The sequence below is a fragment of the Streptomyces sp. NPDC053493 genome (assembly GCF_044544825.1).
Taxonomy (GTDB): Bacteria; Actinomycetota; Actinomycetes; order Streptomycetales; family Streptomycetaceae; genus Streptomyces.
Genome location: NZ_JBITXS010000007.1, coordinates 225,086 through 245,482 on the forward strand (window position 1 = coordinate 225,086; position 20,397 = coordinate 245,482).

Here is a 20,397-nt window from a genome sequence, read left to right on the forward strand (position 1 = left end):
ATGACCATCCGATGAACGGGCTTCGCAGGCGTGCGGGGCCCGTTCGTCATTTCCGGTGGCCGTCGGCGATGTGCGCGGTGAGCGCGAGCGAGGCCGTGGCGCGCGCGTAGGTCAGCTGCGCCACGCGCGCGTAGAGGCAGTCGAGGATCAGCAGCACCGAATGCCGGGTGCCGAAGCCGCCGTGCCGGAAGCCGGTGGGCGCGGCGGTCGAGGTGAGGTGCGTGCCGGCCGCGCGGGCCACCGCGGAGCGCGGGTCGCCGGTGACCGCCACGGTCGCGGCGCCCCGCTCGGACGCGAGCCGCAGCGGCCCGAGGACCTCGCGGGTGGCGCCGGAGTGGGAGAGCGCGACGACCGCGTCCGCGGGCGTCAGCAGGGCGGCCGAGGTCTCCGCCGCGTGCACCTCGGTCCAGGCCCGGGCCTCGCAGCCGATGCCGAAGAGCCGGGCCTGCGTCTCCAGGGCGAGCACACCGGACGCGCCCACGCCGTAGACGTCGATCCGGCGCGCCCGGGCGAGCGCGCGGGCGGCCCGCTCCAGGGCGTCGAGGTCGAGCTGCTCGGTGGTGGCGCGCAGGGCCTGCAGGTCGGCGCGGGCGACGGCGGCGACGACCAGGTCCAGCGGGTCGTCCGGCCCGATCTCCGGCCCGAGCGGCCCGGGTGCCTCCTCCTGGCCGACCGCCGTGTCGTGCCCCTGTTCCCGGGCGAGTTCGAGCAGCAGCCGCTGGTACGAGTCGAGGCCGAGCGCCCGGCAGAAGCGGGTCACGGTGGCCTGCGAGGTGCCGGTGAGGCGGCCGACCTCGGCGGCGGACAGGCCGGCGATCCGGGCGGGATCCGCCAGGACCCAGTCGCCGACCTTCCGCAAGGAGCCGGACATCCGCGGGAGTTCGGAGCGGATCAGTGCGGTGATCATGCGGGTCGCCTTCCGGGGCTGGAGGTCCGTGGTCCGAGGTCCGGGCTGCGCGGCCCGGGGCCTTGTGGGTGGGTGAATCTATCAACCACCATGCGGGCTGATGAACGAATCCAGGATTCAACGGGTCGTCGGCATCGACGCGGGCGGTACGCGGACCAGGGCACGGCTCGCCGACGCGGCGACCGGCCGGACGCTGGGCGAGGGCACGGGAGGCCCGGGCAACGCGCTGAGCGTGCCCGCCGCCGCTCTCGTACGCCATCTGACCGAGGCCCTGCGCGGCGCGCTGGGGCCCGGGGCCGGGCCGCCCGCGGCCGTGGTGGCCGGCTTCGCGGGCGGCGGGCCGGGCGGCGGGCGCGAGAAGGCCCTGGCGGCGGTGGAGGCCGCGCTGGCCGGGCTGGGCGCCGGTCGTGCCGTACGGGTGGACGTGCGCGGCGACGCCGAGGTGGCCTTCGCGGCCGGGCCCGGGACACCGGCGGACGGGCTGGTCCTGATCGCCGGCACGGGCGCGGTGGGCGCGCGGGTGCGAGGCCGCCGCATGGTGAGCGCCGCCGACGGCGACGGCTGGCTGCTCGGGGACGCGGGCAGCGGCTTCTGGCTGGGCCGGGAGGCGCTGCGGGCGGTGCTGCGGGCGCTCGACGGGCGGGGCCCCGCGACGGCCCTGACGGAGCCGGTCGCGGCGCTCTGCGGCGGCCTGAGCAAGGAGCACGTGGTGCGTTTCGCGTACGCGGACCGTCCGGTGCGGCTGGCCGAGCTGAGCCCGCTGGTGGTGGGCGTGGCGGCCGGGGGTGACACGGTCGCCGAGGAGCTGCTGGACCGGGCCGCCGCCGAACTGACGTCGACCGTAGGGGCGTTGGAGCCGCGGCCGGGCGAGCCGCTGGTGGTGACCGGCGGCCTCCTCGGCCCCGGCGGCCCCTTGCTGTCCCGTCTCACGGACCGCGTACGGCCCCTGGGCCTGACCCCGGCCCCGGTCCCCGACGGCCTCCCGGGCGCGGTCGCCCTGGCCCGGCTGCTGGCCTGACGGGGCCGCTCGGCGCGGCGGCTCGGGTCCGCTGCCTGGCCCACCTGCCGCGCCGGCCCGGCGCCCTCTTGACGCGCACTCGGCCGACTGGTTCATTGAACCGGCCGACTTGCCACAGCTTGGTTCAGTCAACCAGAGGAGCGTCCGTCATGGCCCAACACCCCCTCGGAGCCGACCGGTTCGCCGATCTCGCCCGCGCGTCCGTCGACCAGGTCGCCGCCGCCAACAAGGACGCCGTCGCCGCCGCCGCGCGCCTGTTCGCCGACTGCGTGGCCGCCGACGGAGTGATCCACGCCTTCGGCACCGGCCACTCCCAGGCCGCCGCGCTCGAAGTCGCCGGGCGGGCCGGAGGGCTGGTGCCGACGAGCCGGATCGCGCTCGCCGACCTCGTCCTGCGCGGCGGCGAGGACCCGGCGATCCTCCGCGACCCGCTCCTCGAACGGTCGCCCGGGCTCGCCGACCGGCTCTACGCCCTCGCCACGCCCCGCCCGCAGGACCTCTTCGTCATCATCTCCAACTCCGGCGTCAACAACGCGATCGTCGAGCTGGCCCTGAAGGTCACCGGCGCCGGACACCCTCTCGTCGCCCTCACCTCCCTCGCCCACACCCACGCCGTGCCCGCCCTCCACGCGAGCGGCAAGCGCCTCGCCGACCTCGCCGACGCCGTCCTCGACAACGGCGCACCGGCCGGCGACGCCGTGCTGCCGCTGCCCGACGGCGGCGCGCTGTGCGGCATCTCCACCCTCACCTCCTCGCTCCTCGTCCAGATGGTCGTCGCCGAGGCCGTCGCCCTCCTCCTCGCCGAGGGACACGAGCCGCCCGTCTACGTCTCCGCCAACCTCCCCGGCGGTCACGAACGCAACGCGCTCCTCGAGGCCCGTTACGCGGGACGGCTGCACCGCGGCGGGCACTGAGCGGGCGGCTGAACGCTTATCCACACGTCATCAATTAGGTTGGAGGTGCAGCGGGGTACACACGCCGGACATGGAGCAAGACGAAGAAATGGGCGATGTCGAGATGACGAACGCAGGCCGCACCAGGCTCAACCAGCTGCCCGAGTGGGCGGCCCTCGGCAAGCACCGCGAGCAGCTGGGCGACACCCACCTGCGCGAGCTGTTCGCCGCCGATCCCGAGCGCGGCACCGGATACACACTGCGCGTCGGCGACCTGTATCTGGACTACTCCAAGCACCTGGTGACCGACGAGACCCTCGCGCTGCTGCGCGACCTGGCCGCCGCCACCGGCGTCGCCGAGCTGCGCGACGCCATGTTCCGCGGCGAGAAGATCAACAACACCGAGCACCGGGCCGTCCTGCACACCGCGCTGCGCGCCCCGCGCGACGCCGTGATCGAGGTCGACGGCGTGAACGTCGTCCCCGAGGTGCACGCCGTCCTCGACAAGATGGCCGCCTTCGCCGACCGGGTCCGCGCGGGCGAGTGGACCGGCCACACCGGCAAGCCGATCAAAAACGTCGTCAACATCGGCATCGGCGGCTCCGACCTCGGCCCCGCCATGGCCTACGAGGTCCTGCGCGCCTACACCCGGCGCGACCTGACGTTCCGTTTCGTCTCCAACGTCGACGGCGCCGACCTGCACGAGGCCGTCCGCGACCTCGACCCCGCCGAGACCCTCTTCGTCGTCGCCTCGAAGACCTTCACCACCATCGAGACGATCACCAACGCCACCTCCGCCCGCAACTGGCTGCTCACCGAGCTGCGGGCCGGTCAGGAAGCCGTCGCCAAGCACTTCGTGGCCCTGTCGACCAATGCCGAGAAGGTCGAGGAGTTCGGCATCGACACCGCCAACATGTTCGAGTTCTGGGACTGGGTCGGCGGACGCTACTCGTACGACTCCGCCATCGGCCTCTCCCTGATGATCGCCATCGGGCCGGAGCACTTCCGGGCGATGCTCGACGGCTTCCACCTCGTCGACGAGCACTTCCGCACCGCCCCGCCCGCCGAGAACGCCCCGCTCCTGCTCGGCCTCCTCGGCGTCTGGTACGGCGCCTTCTTCGACGCCCAGTCGCACGCCGTGCTGCCGTACTCGCACTACCTGTCGAAGTTCACCGCGTACCTCCAGCAGCTCGACATGGAGTCCAACGGCAAGTCCGTCACCCGCGACGGGCAGCCGGTCGACTGGCAGACCGGGCCCGTGGTCTGGGGCACGCCCGGCACCAACGGCCAGCACGCCTACTACCAGTTGATCCACCAGGGCACCAAGGTCATCCCGGCCGACTTCATCGGCTTCGCCGAGCCCGTCGCCGACCTGCTGCCCGGCCTGGTCGCCCAGCACGACCTGCTGATGGCCAACTTCTTCGCCCAGACCCAGGCGCTCGCCTTCGGCAAGACGCCGGAGGAGGTACGGGCCGAGGGCGTGCCGGAGGAACTCGTCCCGCACAAGACCTTCAAGGGCAACCACCCCACCACCACGATCCTGGCCGACGGCCTCACCCCGTCCGTCCTCGGCCAGCTCGTCGCGCTCTACGAGCACAAGGTCTTCGTCCAGGGCGCGGTCTGGAACATCGACTCCTTCGACCAGTGGGGCGTCGAGCTCGGCAAGGTCCTCGCCAAGAAGATCGAGCCGGTCCTGACCCAGGGCACGGGAGCCGAGCAGCTCGACTCCTCCACCGCCGGACTCGTCGCGGCCTACCGCTCGCTGCGCGGCCGGTAACGGGATGACGGGGGAGGACGCGGTGCGGCTGCGGCCGCCCAGGAACGCCGTGGACGGGCGGGCCGTCGGCTGGTGGCGGGCGCGGCTGCTGGTCGCCACCCTGCTGCCGGTCGCGGTCCTGGTCCTGCTCGGCGCGCTGATCGGATCCGCCCGGTTCTGGCTGCTCGCGGCGGCCGCGGCCGTGGCGGCGGCGGGCCTCGCCTGCACCGCGTTCCTCCCCGCCTGGTGGTTCCGGGTGCACCGCTGGGAGATCACCGAGGACGCCGTGTACGTGCGGACCGGCGCCCTGTGGCAGGAGTGGCGGATCGCGCCCATGACCCGGATCCAGACCGTCGACACCGTGCGAGGCCCGCTGGAACAGGCCTTCCGGCTGGCCACCGTCACGGTGACGACGGCCTCCTCCAAGGGCGCGCTCCGGATCGAGGGCCTCGACCACGCGCTGGCCGCCGGGCTCGCCGAGCGCCTCACCCGGCTCACCCGGGCCACTCCCGGGGACGCGACATGAGCGGCGGTGGGCAGGACGAGGACTGGCGCCGGCTGGAACCGCGCACCATGCTCGCCGCCGCCCTCGTCCTGTGCGGCGTCGCCGGCGGCGCCGCGCTGCCCGCCTTCCTCAGCCTCACCTCCGGCTCCCGCCCTGTCTGGCAGGCCGTCGCCTGGGTCCTCGCCGGCGCCGTCCTGCTCGTCGGCGGCGGCACCGCCGCCGACTGGATCCGGCTGCGCCGCACCCGCTACCGAGTCGGCCCCGAACGCGTCGACCTCCACACCGGGCTCCTCGTCGTCACCCGCCGCTCGCTGGCCCGCGAACGCGTCCGCAGCGTCGACCTCACCGCCAACCCGCTCGAGCGCCTTCTCGGCCTGGTCAAGGTCAGGATCGGCACCGGCGAGCACACCGACGGCGAGTCCACCCTGGAACTCGACCTGGTCGCCCGGGCCGAGGGCGAACACCTGCGCCGCGTCCTGCTCTCCCGGCCCGTGGGCGCCGGCGAGGACACCGCCCACGACGGCGTCCTCGCCTCCCTCGACCCGCGCTGGATCCGCTACGCCCCGGTCTCCTTCGTCGCCCCGCTGCTCGGCGGCGCGGCGGCCGGAGCCGTCCTCCAGGTCAGCGACTGGTTCGGCGCCCAAGCCGAGGTCCTGCACTGGATAGGGGACCGCTTCGAGGACGTCTCGCTGCTCTGGACGATCGTCGACCTGGCCCTGCTCGCCACCGCCGCCGGCATGATCGGCGCCCTCGGCCTGTGGACCGAGATGTGGGCCGGCTACCGCCTGGAACGCGAACCGGGCGGCACGCTGCGGGTCCGCCGCGGCCTGCTCACCGCGCGCTCGGTCTCGCTGGAGGAACGGCGCCTTCGCGGTGTCGAACTCGTCGAGCCGCTCGGCGTGCGCCTCTTCCGCGCCGCCCGCGTCGACGCCGTCGCCACCGGCCTCGCCCAGGACGACGACGACAGGCACGGCGACCTCAAGAACCTGATGCCGGCCGCGCCGCGCGCCGTCGCCGACCGGGTGGCCGCGCGCGTGCTGCGCGAGCCCGAGCCGCCCACCGCGGCCCCGCTCACCGCGCATCCCCGCGCCGCCCGCACCCGGCGGCTGCGGTGGGCGCTCGCGGCCGGACTCGGCCCGGCCGCCGTCCTCGCCGCGCTCGGCGCCTGGCTGACGCCCGTGCTCCTGTACGTGGCGGGCGGGCTCGCCGTCCTCGTCACACCGCTCGCCCTGTGCCTCGCCCTCGACGCCTACCGCGGTCTCGGACACGGCGTCAGCGGCCCGTATCTCATCACCCGTTCGGGCACCGTCCGCCGCTCCACCGTCGCGCTCCAGCGCGCCGGAGTCATCGGCTGGACCGTCAAGCAGTCCTGGTTCCAGCGGCGCGCCGGAGTGCTCACGCTCAGCGCGACGACGGCCGCCGGGGACGGCGCCTACACCGTGTACGACGCGGGTGAGCGCGAGGGCCTGGCCTTCGCCGCCGAGGCCGTACCCGGCCTGCTCACGCCCTTCCTGGAACCTGCCGGGCCTGCCGAGCCGGTCGAGGCGGCCGGGCCGGTCGAGGGGGCCCAGCCGGTCGAGGCGACCGGGCCGGCCGGGCCCGTGGAGCCCGTACGGCCTCCGGAAACGCCGGAGGCCCGGTCCACCAGCGGGTGAACCGGGCCTCCACCGGCCGTCGGGCCGTCAGACCGCCACGGCCTACGGAGCTTTCGGGGCCTTCGGAGCCTTCAGGGCTGTCGGGCCGTCAGGCCGAAGCCGGCGGATACAGGCTCCGCGGCAGCTCCGAGGCGGCCGCCGCGTCGAGCAGCCACAGCGTCCGCGCGCGGCCGTAGGCACCGGCCGCCGGGGCCTGCACCTCACCCGCGCCGGACAGCGCGATGGCCGCGGCCTTCGCCTTGTCCTCGCCCGCCGCGAGCAGCCAGACCTCCTTCGCGGCCCGGATCGCCGGAAGGGTCAGCGAGACCCGGGTCGGCGGCGGCTTGGGCGCGCCGTGCACGCCGACCACCGTCCGCTCGGTCTCGCGGACCGCCGGCAGCTCCGGGAAGAGCGAGGCCACGTGCGTGTCCGGGCCGACGCCCAGCATCAGCACGTCGAAGGTCGGCACTCCGCCGTGGTCGCCGGGGCCGGCCGCCGCCGCGAGCTCGGCCGCGTAGGCCGCGGCCGCGGCCTCCACGTCGGAGCCGTACGGGCCGTCCGAAGCCGGCATCGCGTGCACCCGCGCCGGGTCCAGCGGAACGCTGTCGAGCAGCGCCTCGCGGGCCTGGGTGACATTGCGCTCCGGGTCGCCGTCCGGCAGGAAACGCTCGTCGCCCCACCACAGGTCGAGCCGCGACCAGTCGATCGCGTCCCGGGCGGGCGCCGAACGCAGCGCCGCGAGCAGCCCGTTGCCGTTGCGGCCGCCGGTGAGCACGACCGAGGCGGAGCCGCGGGCGGCCTGCGCGTCCACGACCTTGGTGATCAGCCGGGCCGCGGCGGCCTCGGCCATCAGTTCCTTGTCGCGGTGCACGACCAGCTGGGGAGTGCTCACGAGCCCGCCGCCTTCTTGGCCGGGGCCTTCTTCGAGGGCTTCCTGGCCGCCGGGGCCTCGGCCTCGACGGTCTCGGCGACCTCCTCGGCCACCGCGACCTCCTCGGCCGCCGCCTCGGCGGCGGCGCCGGCCGCCTCCTCGTCCAGCCGCTCCAGGCCGAACTTCAGCGCCGCCGCGTAGGTGTCGTCCGGGTCGAGCCGGCGCAGCTCCTCCGCGATCAGCTCGGCCGTCTCCCGGCGCTTGAGCGCCACGGCACGGTCCGGCTGGCCCTGGATGGAGAGCGTCGCGAGCGAGGCGTCCGGCCGGTGGAGCACGATCGGACCCGTGTTGGTCTCCATCCGTACGGAGGTGAGACCGGGTCCGGCCGACTTCGAGCGCCGCACCGGCACCTTCAGCCGCTCGGCCAGCCACATGGCGAGCAGTTCGACGCTCGGGTTGAACTCCTCGCCCGCCACCTCGGCCGAGGTGACCTCGCAGACCACCTGGTCGAGCGCGGCGGCCAGCATCGAGCGCCACGGGGTGATCCGGGTCCACGACAGGTCGGTGTCGCCCGGGGTGTACGCGTCCGCGCGCGCGGCCAGCTCCTGGATGGGCTGCTCGGCGGCGTACGTGTCGGTCACACGGCGCTGGGCGAGGGCGCCCAGCGGGTCGTTCGCCGGGTCGGTCGGCGAGTTCACCGGCCACCAGACGACGACGGGCGCGTCCGGCAGCAGCAGCGGCAGCACCACCGACTGGGCGTGGTCGACGACCTCGCCGTACAGCCGGAGCACGACCGTCTCGCCGGTGCTGGCGTCGGCGCCGAGGCGGACCTCGGCGTCGAGCCGCGCCTTGGCGCGGTCCCGCGGGGAGCGCGAGACCCGCTTGATGACGACGAGGGTCCGCGAGGGGTGCTCGCGGGACGCCTCGTTGGCCGCCTTCAGCGCGTCGTAGGCGTTCTCCTCGTCGGTGACGATGACGAGGGTGAGCACCATGCCGACGGCCGGGGTGCCGATGGCCCGCCGCCCGAGCACCAGCGCCTTGTTGATCTTGGAGGACGTGGTGTCCGTCAGGTCGGTCTTCATGGCCGGCGCCAGCTCCTGCCGTCTCGTGCGAGCATCTCGTCCGCCTCGACCGGACCCCAGGTCCCGGACTGGTACTGCGCGGGCTTGCCGTGCTTGTCCCAGAACTGCTCGATCGGGTCGAGGATCTTCCAGGACAGCTCGACCTCCTCGACCCGCGGGAAGAGGTTGGAGTCGCCGAGCAGGACGTCGAGGATGAGACGCTCGTAGGCCTCGGGGCTGGACTCGGTGAAGGACTCGCCGTAGGCGAAGTCCATCGACACGTCCCGGACCTCCATCTGCGTGCCCGGCACCTTGGAGCCGAAGCGCACGGTGACGCCCTCGTCCGGCTGGACGCGGATGACCAGCGCGTTCTGGCCGAGCTCCTCGGTCGCCGTCTGGTCGAACGGCGAGTGCGGGGCGCGCTGGAAGACGACCGCGATCTCGGTGACCCGGCGGCCCAGCCGCTTACCGGTGCGCAGGTAGAAGGGCACGCCCGCCCAGCGGCGGTTGTCGATCTCCAGCTTGATCGCCGCGTAGGTGTCGGTCTTCGACTGCGGGTCGATGCCGTCTTCCTGGAGATAGCCGACGGCCTGCTCGCCGCCCTGCCACCCGGCCGCGTACTGGCCCCGGACCGTGGACTTGGCCAGGTCCTTCGGCAGCTTCACCGCGCCGAGCACCTTGGTCTTCTCGGCCGCGAGCGCGTCGGCGTCGAAGGAGGCGGGCTCCTCCATCGCGGTCAGCGCGAGCAGCTGCAGCAGGTGGTTCTGGATGACGTCACGGGCGGCGCCGATGCCGTCGTAGTAGCCGGCGCGGCCGCCGATGCCGATGTCCTCGGCCATGGTGATCTGCACGTGGTCGACGTAGGACCGGTTCCAGATCGGCTCGAAGAGGGTGTTGGCGAAGCGCAGCGCCAGGATGTTCTGGACGGTCTCCTTGCCCAGGTAGTGGTCGATGCGGAAGACCGCGTCGGGCTTGAAGACCTCGTGCACGACCTCGTTGAGCTCCTTGGCGGAGGCCAGGTCGTGGCCGAACGGCTTCTCGATGACGGCGCGTCGCCAGGAGCCGTTCTTCGGGTCGGCCAGGCCGTGCTTCTTGAGCTGCTGGACGACCAGCGGGAAGAACTTCGGCGGCACGGAGAGGTAGAAGGCGAAGTTGCCGCCCGTGCCCTGCGCCTTGTCCAGCTCCTCGATGGTGGTCTTGAGCTGGTCGAAGGCGTCGTCGTCGTCGAAGTCGCCCTGGACGAACCGCATGCCCTGGATCAGCTGCTGCCACACCTCCTCGCGGAACGGGGTGCGGGCGTGCTGCTTGACGGCCTCGTAGACCTCCTGCGCGAAGTCCTCGTCCTGCCACTCACGGCGGGCGAAGCCGACGAGCGAGAAGCCCGGCGGCAGCAGACCCCGGTTGGCGAGGTCGTAGACGGCAGGCATCAGCTTCTTACGGGACAAATCGCCCGTGACACCGAAGATCACCAGACCCGACGGCCCCGCGATGCGCGGGAGCCGTCGGTCTGCGGCGTCACGGAGCGGGTTGGCTCCGGTGACTGCGCTCAAGGTGGTTACGCCTCCGAAGGTGCGAGGCGCTGCAGCTCCGCCTCGGTCGACTTGAGCAGGTCGTTCCAGGACGCCTCGAACTTGTCGACGCCCTCGTCCTCGAGCACCTGGACGACGTCGTCGTACGAGATGCCGAGCTTCGCCACCGCGTCGAGCACCGCGCGGGACTCGTCGTACGTGCCGCGGATGGTGTCGCCGGTGACCTCGCCGTGGTCGGCGGTGGCCTCCAGGGTGGCCTCCGGCATGGTGTTGACCGTGCCCGGGGCGACCAGGTCCACCACGTACAGCGTGTCCTTGTAGGCCGGGTCCTTCACACCGGTCGAGGCCCACAGCGGACGCTGCTTGTTGGCCTGCGCCCGGTCCAGGGCCGCCCAGCGCTCGGAGCCGAAGACCTCCTCGTACGCCTCGTAGGCGAGACGCGCGTTGGCCAGGGCGGACTTGCCCTTGAGGCCCTTGGCCTCGTCGGTGCCGATCACCTCGAGGCGCTTGTCGATCTCGGTGTCCACGCGGGACACGAAGAAGGACGCCACGGAGTGGATCTTCGACAGGTCCAGGCCGCGCTCGCGGGCCTTCTCCAGACCGGCGAGGTAGGCGTCCATGACCGCGCGGTAGCGCTCCAGCGAGAAGATCAGCGTCACGTTCACGCTGATGCCGAGGCCGATGACCTCGGTGATCGCCGGCAGACCCGCCTTGGTGGCCGGGATCTTGATGAGGGTGTTGGGACGGTCCACCAGCCAGGCCAGCTGCTTGGCCTCGGCGATCGTGGCCGCCGTGTCGTGGGCCAGACGGGGGTCGACCTCGATGGAGACCCGGCCGTCCTGGCCGTCGGTCGCGTCGAAGACGGGACGCAGGATGTCGGCGGCGTCCCTCACGTCAGCCGTCGTGATCATGCGGATGGCCTCGTCCACGGTCACCTTGCGGGCGGCGAGGTCGGCGACCTGCTGGTCGTAGCCGTGGCCCTCGGAGATCGCCTTCTGGAAGATGGACGGGTTGGTGGTCACACCCACCACATGGCTCTGGTCGATGAGCTCGGCCAGATTGCCGGACGTGATCCGCTGACGCGAAAGGTCGTCCAGCCAGATCGCGACGCCTTCGTCGGAGAGGCGCTTGAGAGCGTCTGTCATGAGAGTTGCATCTCCATTGAGTCGTACGTATTCGCGTCAGCGCGCGACGGCGTCAAGAGATTCCCGCGCGGCGGCGACGATCGCCTCCGGCGTGAACCCGAACTCGCGGAACAGGACCTTCGCGTCCGCCGAGGCACCGAAGTGCTCCAGCGACACGATCCGGCCGGCGTCGCCGACGTACTTGTGCCAGGTCAGGCCGACACCGGCCTCGACCGCCACGCGCGCCTTGACCGACGGCGGCAGCACGGCGTCCTTGTACCCCTGCTCCTGCTCCTCGAACCACTCCACCGACGGCATCGAGACCACGCGGGTCGGGACGCCGGCGGCCTGCAGCTGCTCCCGGGCCTCCACGGCCAGGTGCACCTCGGAACCGGTCGCGATCAGCACGACCTGCGCGTCCGCGTCCTGCCCGGAGGGCCCTTCGGCGTCGAACAGCACGTAGCCGCCCTTGGCCGCGTCCTCGTTCGGCGCGTACGTCGGCACGCCCTGGCGGGTGAGGGCCAGACCGTGCGGGGCGCCCTTGCCGAACACCTTGGTGTGCCGCTTCATGATCTCGCGCCAGGCGATCGCCGTCTCGTTGGCGTCGGCCGGGCGGACCACGTTCAGACCCGGGATCGCGCGCAGCGAGGCCAGGTGCTCCACCGGCTGGTGGGTCGGGCCGTCCTCGCCGAGACCGATCGAGTCGTGCGTCCACACGTACGTCACCGGCAGGTGCATCAGCGCGGACAGGCGCACGGCGTTGCGCATGTAGTCGGAGAACACCAGGAAGGTGCCGCCGTAGATGCGGGTGTTGCCGTGCAGGGCGATGCCGTTCATCTCCGCGGCCATGGCGTGCTCGCGGATGCCGAAGTGGATCGTCCGGCCGTACGGGTCGGCCTCGGGCAGCGGGTTGCCCTCCGGGAGGAAGGAGGACGTCTTGTCGATCGTGGTGTTGTTCGAGCCGGCGAGGTCGGCCGAGCCGCCCCACAGCTCCGGGATCACCGCGCCGAGCGCCTGCAGCACCTTGCCGGACGCGGCACGCGTCGCGACGCCCTTGCCCGCCTCGAAGACCGGGAGCTTGTCCTCCCAGCCGGCCGGCAGCTCGTTGGCCTGGACGCGGTCGAACGTGGCCGCGCGCTCCGGGTTGGCGGTGCGCCACTCGGCCAGCGACTTCTCCCACGCGGCGCGGGCCTCGCGGCCCCGGTCGCCGAGCCCGCGGGTGTGGCGGATGACCTCGTCGGAGACCTCGAAGGTCTGCTCCGGGTCGAAGCCGAGCACGCGCTTGGTGGCCGCGACCTCCTCGTCGCCCAGCGCCGAGCCGTGCGCGGCCTCGGTGTTCTGGGCGTTCGGGGCCGGCCAGGCGATGATCGAGCGCATCGCGATGAAGGAGGGACGCTCGGTCTCGGCCTCGGCGGCCTTGATCGCGGCGTACAGGCCGGCCGGGTCCAGGTCGCCGTTGGCCTGCGGCTCCACGCGCTGCACGTGCCAGCCGTAGGCCTCGTACCGCTTCATGGTGTCCTCGGACACGGCGGTCTCGGTGTCGCCCTCGATCGAGATGTGGTTGTCGTCCCACAGCAGGATCAGGTTGCCGAGCTTCTGGTGGCCCGCGAGCGAGGACGCCTCGGCGGAGATGCCCTCCTGGAGGCAGCCGTCGCCGGCGATCACGTAGACGCGGTGGTCGAAGGGAGAGGTGCCGGCGGCGGCCTCCGGGTCGAACAGACCGCGCTCGTAGCGGGCGGCCATCGCCATGCCCACCGCGTTCGCCACGCCCTGGCCGAGCGGACCGGTCGTCGTCTCGACGCCCGCCGTGTGGCCGTACTCGGGGTGGCCCGGGGTCTTCGAGCCCCAGGTGCGGAAGGACTTCAGGTCGTCGAGCTCCAGACCGAAGCCGCCCAGGTAGAGCTGGGTGTACAGGGTCAGGGACGAGTGCCCGGCGGAGAGCACGAAGCGGTCGCGGCCCACCCACTCCGGGTCGGCCGGGTCGTGGCGCATCACCTTCTGGAAGAGGGTGTACGCGGCGGGCGCCAGGCTCATCGCCGTACCGGGATGGCCGTTGCCGACCTTCTGTACGGCGTCGGCGGCCAGGATGCGGGCGGTGTCCACGGCCCGCTGGTCCAGTTCGGTCCACTCGAGGTCTGTGGTCGTCGGCTTAGTGCTCACCCTGAGTCAGGGCTCCTCTCCGCATGTCTTGAGCCGGTGACTGAGGGTGTCCCGGCGGTGTCGAGCCTACCCCCGGAATTCGCCCCTCTTTTCGTGCCTGGGCCCCTCAAATGAGCGCTCTCCTGCAAGACTGCCGCCGGGCGTGCGAGTTCGCCTCCCGAGGGGCCGCGGCCGGTGTCCGCCCATTGGGACGCGCCTCGGGCGCGCCCGGCGCGAAGGGCCGCCAACACGACCCCACCCCCGCGAAGATCGGCGTATGGGCAACGTCTACAGTGGCGTGGTACGCGCAAGTCTTCACCCCGTCTTCATCCGGGGAGCTTGCTGGGAAATTCTCTGTCAGGGGTGTGCGTGACGGCCGTCGAGTCCCGACCCGCAGGGGTCGTCTTGACTCCCAGCCCGGGGGGCCATCGGCCGTTCGGGGCCCGCGTCAAGGCATTCGTGGCGCTGACCAAGCCGCGGATCATCGAGCTGCTGCTCATCACCACCGTGCCGGTGATGTTCCTCGCCGAGCAGGGTGTGCCCGACCTGTGGCTGGTCCTCGCCACCTGCGTCGGCGGTTACCTGTCCGCGGGCGGCGCCAACGCGCTGAACATGTACATCGACCGCGACATCGACGCGCTCATGGACCGCACGTCGCAGCGTCCGCTGGTCACCGGCATGGTCTCGCCGCGCGAGGGCCTGGTCTTCGGACTGACCCTCGCGGTGGTCTCCACCGTCTGGTTCGGCGTCCTCGTCAACTGGCTGTCCGCCTGGCTCTCGCTCGGCGCGCTGTTCTTCTACGTGGTCGTCTACACGATGATCCTCAAGCGGCGCACCGCGCAGAACATCGTCTGGGGCGGCATCGCCGGCTGCATGCCGGTGCTCATCGGCTGGTCCGCGGTCACGAACTCGATGTCCTGGGCCGCCGTCATCCTCTTCCTCGTCATCTTCTTCTGGACGCCGCCGCACTACTGGCCGCTGTCGATGAAGGTGAAGGAGGACTACGCGCGCGTGGGCGTGCCCATGCTCCCGGTGCTCGCCTCCAACAAGGTCGTCGCCAAGCAGATCGTGATCTACAGCTGGGTCATGGTGGCGGTCTCGCTGCTGCTCACCCCGCTGGGCTACACCGGCTGGTTCTACACGGCCGTGGCGCTGCTCACCGGCGGCTGGTGGCTGTGGGAGGCGCACGCGCTGCTGAACCGCGCCAAGTCCGAGGTGACGGGTGCGAAGCTCAAGGAGATGCGCCTGTTCCACTGGTCCATCACCTACGTCTCGCTGCTCTTCGTGGCGGTCGCGGTGGACCCCTTCCTGCGCTGACTCTCCCGCGCCGACTCCGCCGGAACTCCGGACGACGGCCGGGGTGCGTGGCCCACGCCACGTGCCCCGGCCGTCGCCAGTCGATCTACCCACGAGTAGCATCCTTGTCATGGCAGACACGAAGCAGGCGGAGCGCAGGGCGGCCAGGCTGGCCCGGCAGATCCAGGCGTTCTCCGGGAAGCACGGCGGGGCCGAGGGCCAGCTCGCCCACATCGGCCAGGCGGGCACCCGCATCGTCCTCGTCGGCGAGGACGGCGGCTGGGGCGACCTGGTGGCCCCGAGCTACGAGATCGCGCAGGCGGCCGCCGAGAAGGCCGGTCTGACGCTGCACGAGGAGTTCGACGGCGAGTTCGCCGCGAAGGTCGTCACCGGCCGGTACGAGTGGACCCGGATGGCCGGCATCCAGCTCGGCGGACCGGCCAACGCCTGAGCCGCCGCCCGGGGCCCTCGGGGCCCCGGAGGCAACAACTTCGCGCGGGGCTCACCCGTTAGGAGGGGTGGAAGCCCGTCCACACGTGGGAGCCCCCCGAATGATCGACACGCCGAGCCTGGTGGACCAGTACTGCCACGGGGTGCTCCGTACCGAGCTCGGCCTCGGCACGTTCGAGGCCCATCTCGCCCCGGCCTCCGCGCCGCCCGCCGCCGGCACCACCTTCTTCGACACCCAGACCGGCTTCGCCGTGCGCCGCTGGTGTCCGCCGCTGCTCGGCCTCGAACCGCACTGCCCGCCCGCCCGCTACCTCGCCCGGCGCCGTGAGCTCGGCGCCCTCGAATCGGGCCGGCGCCTGCTGCGCGCCACCGGCATCGGCACCTATCTCGTCGACACCGGATCGGGCACCGGAGCCGGCGCCCCGGCCGGCGCCGCCGGCCCGCCCGGCGACCTGACCGGACCCGCCGAGCTCGCCGCCACCGGCGCCGCCGCCGCGCACGAGATCGTCCGGCTCGAGCTTCTCGCCCAGCAGGTCGCCGACACCTCGGGCACCGTCGACGCCTTCCTGGCCCGTCTCGCCGAGGCCGTCCACGCGGCCGCCGCGGGCGCCGTCGCCTTCACCTCCGTGGCCGGTGTACGGGGCGGGCTCGCGGCCGTGCCCGAGCCGCCGGGACCCGGTGAGGTGCGCGGCGCGGCGGGCCGCTGGCTGGCCCGGCGCCCGGCCGGCGGCGCCGTGGACGACCCGGTGCTCCTGCGGCACCTGCTGTGGGCCGCGATCGCAGCGGGCCGGCCGGTCCAGCTGCACGTCGGGGAGCGCGATCCCGGCACGCTGGCCGGATTCGCCGCCGCGACCGCCGGTCTGGGCGCCGACCTGGTGCTGCTGCACGAGTACCCGTACCACCGCCAGGCCGCCCGGCTCGCCGCCCACTTCCCGCACGTCCACGCGGACCTCGGGCCGGTCGTCGCGCGCACCGGCGCCCGCGCCGCGGCCGTCCTCGCCGAGTTCCTGGAGCTGGCCCCGTTCGGCAAGCTGCTGTTCTCCAGCGGCGCGCGCGGCCTGCCCGAACTGCACGTGGTCGCCGCCGGCGTCTTCCGCGGCGCGCTCGCCCGGGTGCTCGGCGAATGGGTCGGCGACGGCGCCTGGTCCCGTACGGACGCCCAGCGCGTCGCCGGACTGCTCGCCGCGGGCAACGCCCGCCGCGTCTACCGCCTCGGCTGACCCGGCGCCTCCGGGCCGCGCGCGAGGCGGGATCCGGCCGATGCCGTGCGCACGGTTGTCCGGCGGCCGCCCCGGCGGTAGACACAGAAGTGGATGGCCGAACCGATCCGCGGGAGAACGGGGAAGCACATGTCCTTCGACGACGAGTGGGCCTCCGCCCGCGCCGCCGCCGCGCAGAACGCCACGACACGTCTCGACCAGGCCGCGCCCGGCGGCCCGGGCGGACCCGGCGGCCCGGGCGGTGACAAGGACCTCGCCGTGGACGACGACCACATCGGCCGCATCGGCAGCGAGGCGTTCAAGCTGCACAACATGCTCCGCGCCGACGGGACGCACGCCAGGCGCGCCACGGACGAGGCCGCCGCCGAACTGACCGGCGGGAAGCTGGAGAGCGGGCCCGCCCTGCGCACCGTGCAGGACAGGTGGAGCAAACAGGTGGACCTGCTCGTGGCGGCCTGCGCCACCATCTCCAACCACTGCGACTACACCGTGGCGGCCTGGGTCCACCAGGAGGAGAAGCTGATCGCCACCCTGCGGGCCTCGGAGATCGACCGGTACCTCACCTAGCCGCCGCCGCCGCCGCCGACGACGACGGCGGACGGACGCGCCGCGCGCGCCACGCGAACACGGGGGAGTGGGATGCTGACGTTCAAGGACGTCCTGGACGCACGACTGGGGAAGTTACAGGCCGCGGCCCAGGACTGGGGCGCGATGGTCACCAAGCTGGAGCAGCTCGCCGAGACCGCGCGCACCGGGATGAAGGCCAGGGCGGCGCGGGCCGACTGGCGCGGCGTCGACGCGGAGGTGACCCGGGCGTTCGTCGACAAGACGGCCAAGGAGTTCGACGACGCCGCCAAGGAGGCCAAGGGCATCCACCAGGCCCTCGCCGACGGCCACGACAGCCTCAAGCAGACCTGGACCGCACTGCACACGACCGTGGAGGAGGCACCGGCCGCCGGATTCCTCGTCGGCGCCGACGGAAAGGTCAGACCGAAACCGATCGAGGACGCCCGGGCCCGCGCCGCCGCCCGCAACGACCCCGATTACCAGCGGACGCTGCACGAACACCAGGGACAGTGGCAGCGCCGGATCGACGAACTCGTCGACAGCTTCAACGACACCGACCAGTCGTTGGCGCGGACGCTGCGAGCGAACGTCGGCGAAGGACGCGACTTCCGCGCGCCCGCGTACGGCTCACTGAAGGCCGAGCAGGCCGATCACGCCGCGGCGCTCGCCCGCAAGGGCCGCAAGCTGACCCACGACGAACTGACCGAGCTCAACGACCTGCTCGCGGACCACGCGAAGGACCCGGTCTTCACCACCGCGTTCTACGACAAGCTCGGCGCCAAGGGCTCGCTCGAGTTCTTCGGCACCATGGCCACCGACACGGAGGACTGGGGCAGGACCGACCCGCAGCGCCTGCGCGACGTCCAGGACCTCCAGCGCAACCTCGGCCTCAGCCTGGCCACCGCCACGGACCCCGACCACGCACGGCACCTGCCGCCCTCGTTCGCCCAGGACCTGCGCCGCCTGGGCACCGAGCGGATCCCGCTGTACCCCGGCGACACCCACGCGCCCTTCGGCTACCAGCTGCTCGCGGGGATCATGCGCAACGGCTCCTACGACAAGCGCTTCCTCGTGCCCGTCGCGGAGCACGCCGCGCAGATCCAGGCGAAGGACCCGGCCTTCTTCCAGCAGTCGAAGCTCGGCAACGGCCCGCGCAACCCCTTCAACCCCTCCGGCCTGAACGGATCGGGCTACGACCCCACCGTCGGTTTCCTGGAAGCGCTCGGCCACAGCCCCGATGCGGCGAAGGAGTTCTTCGACCCGGACCGCACGCCCCAGGCCTACCACCGCGACGGCACCGCGAAGAGCGGCCCGGCCGACCTCGGGAAGGGCGCCGACGGCAAGCCCCTCAGCAGCTACCTCGACCTCTTCACCAGCGGGAAGTTCGAGGTCCTCCCCGACACCACCAGCACCGACCCGGCCGTCCTCGACACCACGAAGACATACCTGCCGGACGCGCTCGGCCACGCCCTCGAGGCGGCCACCCTCGGCCACGCCTGGGACGACCCGTCACCGAAGCTGCACCGCGACGACACCTCCGCCGACATCATGGAGAAGGTGGTCTCGGCGTACAGCGACCCCGCCCTCCTCAAGCAGCAGCAGAGCCTCTCCGACAGCGTGGGCCGGATGACCGCCGGCTACATCGACGACATCGACCGCGCGCTCGGCCCGCGCGACGGAAACCCCTTCGTCCCCAAGGACGGCACCGGCCACGCGACGTTCGACGAGCTGGGCGCCCGGCAGCTGCTCAGCGCGCTCGGCCGGCATCCCGACGCCTACGCCACGGTCTCGGTCGCCCAAGGCGTCTACACCACCTCGGTGCTCGAGGCCCAGGTCGGCCCGGACGGCAGGATCGACACCCCGGCGGCGCGGACGGCGGCCAGGATCGGCGCGGAGGTGCAGGGCACGCTCGACCAGTCCCGGGCCGACCAGATCGCGAGCGACGGCAGCGCCCGCAAGGAGGAGTACGAGAAGGCCGTGGACGCCCGCTGGGGCGCGATCGGGACCGGCGCCGACGCCGTCATCACCGCCGGATCCGCCCTCATACCGGGCTCGGGCGTCGTCGTTCCCACCGCCGTGGACGTGGGGAGCGAGGTCCTCGGCTCGCTGGCCGGCTCGGTCATGAGCGACGTGGCCGACGCGGAGAAGAAGGAGAACGCCGACGCCGTGGACAAGCAGACCCACGCCGACACCACCAGCACCTACTGGAAGGGCAGGAGCATGGCGCGCGGTCCCGTGGAGGACTTCCTGGCGCGCCACCAGGTGGGCGCGCACGACCCGGGCTTCGCCGAAGATCTGCGGACGACGGTGGAGAGCGGCTACAACAACGGCTCCGTGATGGAGGACCAGGTGGGACTGCCGCCCCGGTCGGACGACTGACGGGCGAGCGCGGCCGGACCCGCGAGCGGGACGGCCGCGCACCGCCGCTACGCCGTGGCCAGCTCCGCCTCCGGCTGGGCCGGGATCTCCGGGGCGGCCGCCGGGCGCTCGCGCAGGCTCAGGGCCAGGCGCAGGACCGCGATCCACATCAGGGAGGAGCCGAGCATGTGGGCGGCGACCAGCAGCTCGGGCACGCCGGTGAAGTACTGGAGGTAGCCGATGCCGCCCTGCGCGGCCAGCACGAGCAGCAGGTCGCGGGCGCGGGCCCGGGTGTCGTCCGGGGCGTCGACCACGCGCAGGACCAGCCACATGGCGAGGGCCAGGGCGCAGACCGCCCAGGCGGCGATCGCGTGCACATGGGCGGCGTTCGTCCAGTCCCACGGCATGCGCGGCACCTCGCTGCTGTCACCCGCGTGCTTGCCGGCGCCCGTGACGGTCGTACCGAGCGCGATGAGCAGCGCGGAGACGGCGACGATCGCCCAGGACAGCTTGCGCACCGGGCGCGGGACCCGCGGCTTCGCGGGCGCGTCGCCCTCCCCGACCCGGTGCCAGGTGATCACCGTCACCGTGAGCAGCGAGTTCGCGGCGAGGAAGTGGCCGGCCACGGTCCACGGGTTGAGGCCCATCCAGACGGTGACGCCGCCGATGACGGCGTTGCTCAGCACGATCCAGAACTGGGCCCAGCCGAGCCGGGTGAGCCCGCGCCGGTACGGCTTGGCGCAGCGCGCGGCCAGGATCGTCCAGCCGACGGCCGCCGACAGCACGTAGGTCAGCATGCGGTTGCCGAACTCGACGAAGCCGTGGAAGCCCTGCTCGGCCGTGACGATCAGACTGTCGTCCGTGCACTTGGGCCAGGTGTCGCAGCCGAGACCGGAGCCGGTCAGCCGGACCGCGCCGCCGGTGACGATGATGATCACGCTCATCACGACGGCGGAGAGCGCGGCGCGCCGGAGCGTCCGGGGGGACGGGGTCCAGCGCCGGGCGAGGAAGGCGAGGGGGGTCTGCACGGGCCCCATCGTAGGCGGGGGCTTGTGCACGCTTTCACGAG

Annotated in this window: 17 protein-coding genes; 10 read left to right on the forward strand and 7 right to left on the reverse strand. The window is 72.9% G+C overall.

Going from position 1 to position 20,397, the window contains the following annotated elements; all coding sequences use genetic code 11:
* Nucleotides 1-46: 46 nt before the first annotated feature.
* Complete coding sequence (locus ACIGO8_RS21725; RefSeq protein WP_399732959.1) at nt 47-907, reverse strand: MurR/RpiR family transcriptional regulator; 861 nt, start codon at nt 905-907, stop codon at nt 47-49.
* A gap of 100 nt (nt 908-1,007) precedes the next feature.
* Here ACIGO8_RS21725 and ACIGO8_RS21730 point away from each other — a divergent pair, with 100 nt between their 5' ends.
* From ACIGO8_RS21730 to ACIGO8_RS21750, 5 genes are all read left to right on the forward strand, one after another.
* The gene (locus ACIGO8_RS21730; RefSeq protein WP_399732962.1) at nt 1,008-1,925 is read left to right on the forward strand and encodes an N-acetylglucosamine kinase; all 918 of its coding nucleotides are present in this window, start codon (nt 1,008-1,010) and stop codon (nt 1,923-1,925) included.
* 149 nt (nt 1,926-2,074) lie between these two features.
* Nucleotides 2,075-2,839: a sugar isomerase domain-containing protein gene (locus ACIGO8_RS21735; RefSeq protein WP_399732965.1), complete on the forward strand. Its 765-nt coding sequence runs from the start codon at nt 2,075-2,077 to the stop codon at nt 2,837-2,839.
* A 103-nt stretch (nt 2,840-2,942) separates the two neighbouring features.
* A complete protein-coding gene (gene pgi / locus ACIGO8_RS21740) occupies nt 2,943-4,595 on the forward strand; it encodes a glucose-6-phosphate isomerase (protein WP_399732968.1) in 1,653 nt (550 codons plus the stop codon).
* A 4-nt stretch (nt 4,596-4,599) separates the two neighbouring features.
* Complete coding sequence (locus ACIGO8_RS21745) at nt 4,600-5,100, forward strand: PH domain-containing protein (protein WP_399732971.1); 501 nt, start codon at nt 4,600-4,602, stop codon at nt 5,098-5,100.
* Nucleotides 5,097-6,734 carry a PH domain-containing protein gene (locus tag ACIGO8_RS21750; RefSeq protein ID WP_399732974.1) on the forward strand — a complete coding sequence of 546 codons (1,638 nt, stop codon included), beginning with the start codon at nt 5,097-5,099 and terminating at the stop codon, nt 6,732-6,734. The genes ACIGO8_RS21745 and ACIGO8_RS21750 overlap by 4 nt, the downstream gene beginning before the upstream one ends.
* Nucleotides 6,735-6,822: 88 nt before the next feature.
* Here the strand turns inward: ACIGO8_RS21750 and pgl are convergent, their stop codons facing one another.
* The 5 genes from pgl to tkt are packed head-to-tail and all read right to left on the reverse strand — an operon-like array spanning nt 6,823 to nt 13,458.
* Entirely contained in the window at nt 6,823-7,605 is a 783-nt protein-coding gene (pgl, locus tag ACIGO8_RS21755; RefSeq protein ID WP_399732978.1) for a 6-phosphogluconolactonase, read from the reverse strand.
* Nucleotides 7,602-8,666: a glucose-6-phosphate dehydrogenase assembly protein OpcA gene (opcA, locus tag ACIGO8_RS21760; RefSeq protein WP_399732981.1), complete on the reverse strand. Its 1,065-nt coding sequence runs from the start codon at nt 8,664-8,666 to the stop codon at nt 7,602-7,604. The genes pgl and opcA overlap by 4 nt, the downstream gene beginning before the upstream one ends.
* Nucleotides 8,663-10,195 (reverse strand): glucose-6-phosphate dehydrogenase, encoded by a 1,533-nt coding sequence (zwf, locus tag ACIGO8_RS21765; RefSeq protein WP_399732984.1) that lies wholly within the window; start codon nt 10,193-10,195, stop codon nt 8,663-8,665. The genes opcA and zwf overlap by 4 nt, the downstream gene beginning before the upstream one ends.
* Before the next feature lie 5 nt (nt 10,196-10,200).
* Nucleotides 10,201-11,319, reverse strand: coding sequence for a transaldolase (gene tal, locus ACIGO8_RS21770; protein WP_399732987.1), 1,119 nt, complete (start codon nt 11,317-11,319; stop codon nt 10,201-10,203).
* Between the two features lie 36 nt (nt 11,320-11,355).
* A complete protein-coding gene (gene tkt / locus ACIGO8_RS21775) occupies nt 11,356-13,458 on the reverse strand; it encodes a transketolase (protein ID WP_399732990.1) in 2,103 nt (700 codons plus the stop codon).
* Nucleotides 13,459-13,806: 348 nt separating this feature from the next.
* On the opposite strand from tkt, the gene ACIGO8_RS21780 reads away from it, so the two are divergent.
* From ACIGO8_RS21780 to ACIGO8_RS21800, 5 genes are all read left to right on the forward strand, one after another.
* On the forward strand, nt 13,807-14,754 hold the full coding sequence (locus tag ACIGO8_RS21780; protein WP_399732993.1) for a heme o synthase: 948 nt from the start codon (nt 13,807-13,809) through the stop codon (nt 14,752-14,754).
* 109 nt (nt 14,755-14,863) lie between these two features.
* A complete protein-coding gene (locus ACIGO8_RS21785) occupies nt 14,864-15,184 on the forward strand; it encodes a hypothetical protein (protein ID WP_399732997.1) in 321 nt (106 codons plus the stop codon).
* Between the two features lie 100 nt (nt 15,185-15,284).
* Complete coding sequence (locus ACIGO8_RS21790) at nt 15,285-16,403, forward strand: amidohydrolase (RefSeq protein ID WP_399733000.1); 1,119 nt, start codon at nt 15,285-15,287, stop codon at nt 16,401-16,403.
* A gap of 129 nt (nt 16,404-16,532) precedes the next feature.
* Nucleotides 16,533-16,970, forward strand: coding sequence for a hypothetical protein (locus ACIGO8_RS21795; RefSeq protein ID WP_399733003.1), 438 nt, complete (start codon nt 16,533-16,535; stop codon nt 16,968-16,970).
* Between the two features lie 72 nt (nt 16,971-17,042).
* Nucleotides 17,043-19,349: a hypothetical protein gene (locus ACIGO8_RS21800; RefSeq protein WP_399733005.1), complete on the forward strand. Its 2,307-nt coding sequence runs from the start codon at nt 17,043-17,045 to the stop codon at nt 19,347-19,349.
* Between the two features lie 47 nt (nt 19,350-19,396).
* Here the strand turns inward: ACIGO8_RS21800 and ACIGO8_RS21805 are convergent, their stop codons facing one another.
* Nucleotides 19,397-20,365, reverse strand: a complete 969-nt coding sequence (locus tag ACIGO8_RS21805; protein ID WP_399733008.1) for a heme A synthase — start codon at nt 20,363-20,365, stop codon at nt 19,397-19,399.
* Nucleotides 20,366-20,397 lie beyond the last annotated feature (32 nt).

Excerpts from the sequence above, each read along its gene's own strand:
- ACIGO8_RS21725 (WP_399732959.1), bottom strand. The coding sequence starts at position 907 with ATGATCACCGCACTGATCCGCTCCGAACTCCCGCGGATGTCCGGCTCC.
- ACIGO8_RS21730 (WP_399732962.1), top strand. The coding sequence starts at position 1,008 with ATGAACGAATCCAGGATTCAACGGGTCGTCGGCATCGACGCGGGCGGT.
- ACIGO8_RS21735 (WP_399732965.1), top strand. The coding sequence starts at position 2,075 with ATGGCCCAACACCCCCTCGGAGCCGACCGGTTCGCCGATCTCGCCCGC.
- pgi (WP_399732968.1), top strand. The coding sequence starts at position 2,943 with ATGACGAACGCAGGCCGCACCAGGCTCAACCAGCTGCCCGAGTGGGCG.
- ACIGO8_RS21745 (WP_399732971.1), top strand. The coding sequence starts at position 4,600 with ATGACGGGGGAGGACGCGGTGCGGCTGCGGCCGCCCAGGAACGCCGTG.
- ACIGO8_RS21750 (WP_399732974.1), top strand. The coding sequence starts at position 5,097 with ATGAGCGGCGGTGGGCAGGACGAGGACTGGCGCCGGCTGGAACCGCGC.
- opcA (WP_399732981.1), bottom strand. The coding sequence starts at position 8,666 with ATGAAGACCGACCTGACGGACACCACGTCCTCCAAGATCAACAAGGCG.
- tal (WP_399732987.1), bottom strand. The coding sequence starts at position 11,319 with ATGACAGACGCTCTCAAGCGCCTCTCCGACGAAGGCGTCGCGATCTGG.
- ACIGO8_RS21785 (WP_399732997.1), top strand. The coding sequence starts at position 14,864 with ATGGCAGACACGAAGCAGGCGGAGCGCAGGGCGGCCAGGCTGGCCCGG.
- ACIGO8_RS21790 (WP_399733000.1), top strand. The coding sequence starts at position 15,285 with ATGATCGACACGCCGAGCCTGGTGGACCAGTACTGCCACGGGGTGCTC.
- ACIGO8_RS21795 (WP_399733003.1), top strand. The coding sequence starts at position 16,533 with ATGTCCTTCGACGACGAGTGGGCCTCCGCCCGCGCCGCCGCCGCGCAG.
- ACIGO8_RS21800 (WP_399733005.1), top strand. The coding sequence starts at position 17,043 with ATGCTGACGTTCAAGGACGTCCTGGACGCACGACTGGGGAAGTTACAG.
- ACIGO8_RS21805 (WP_399733008.1), bottom strand. The coding sequence starts at position 20,365 with ATGGGGCCCGTGCAGACCCCCCTCGCCTTCCTCGCCCGGCGCTGGACC.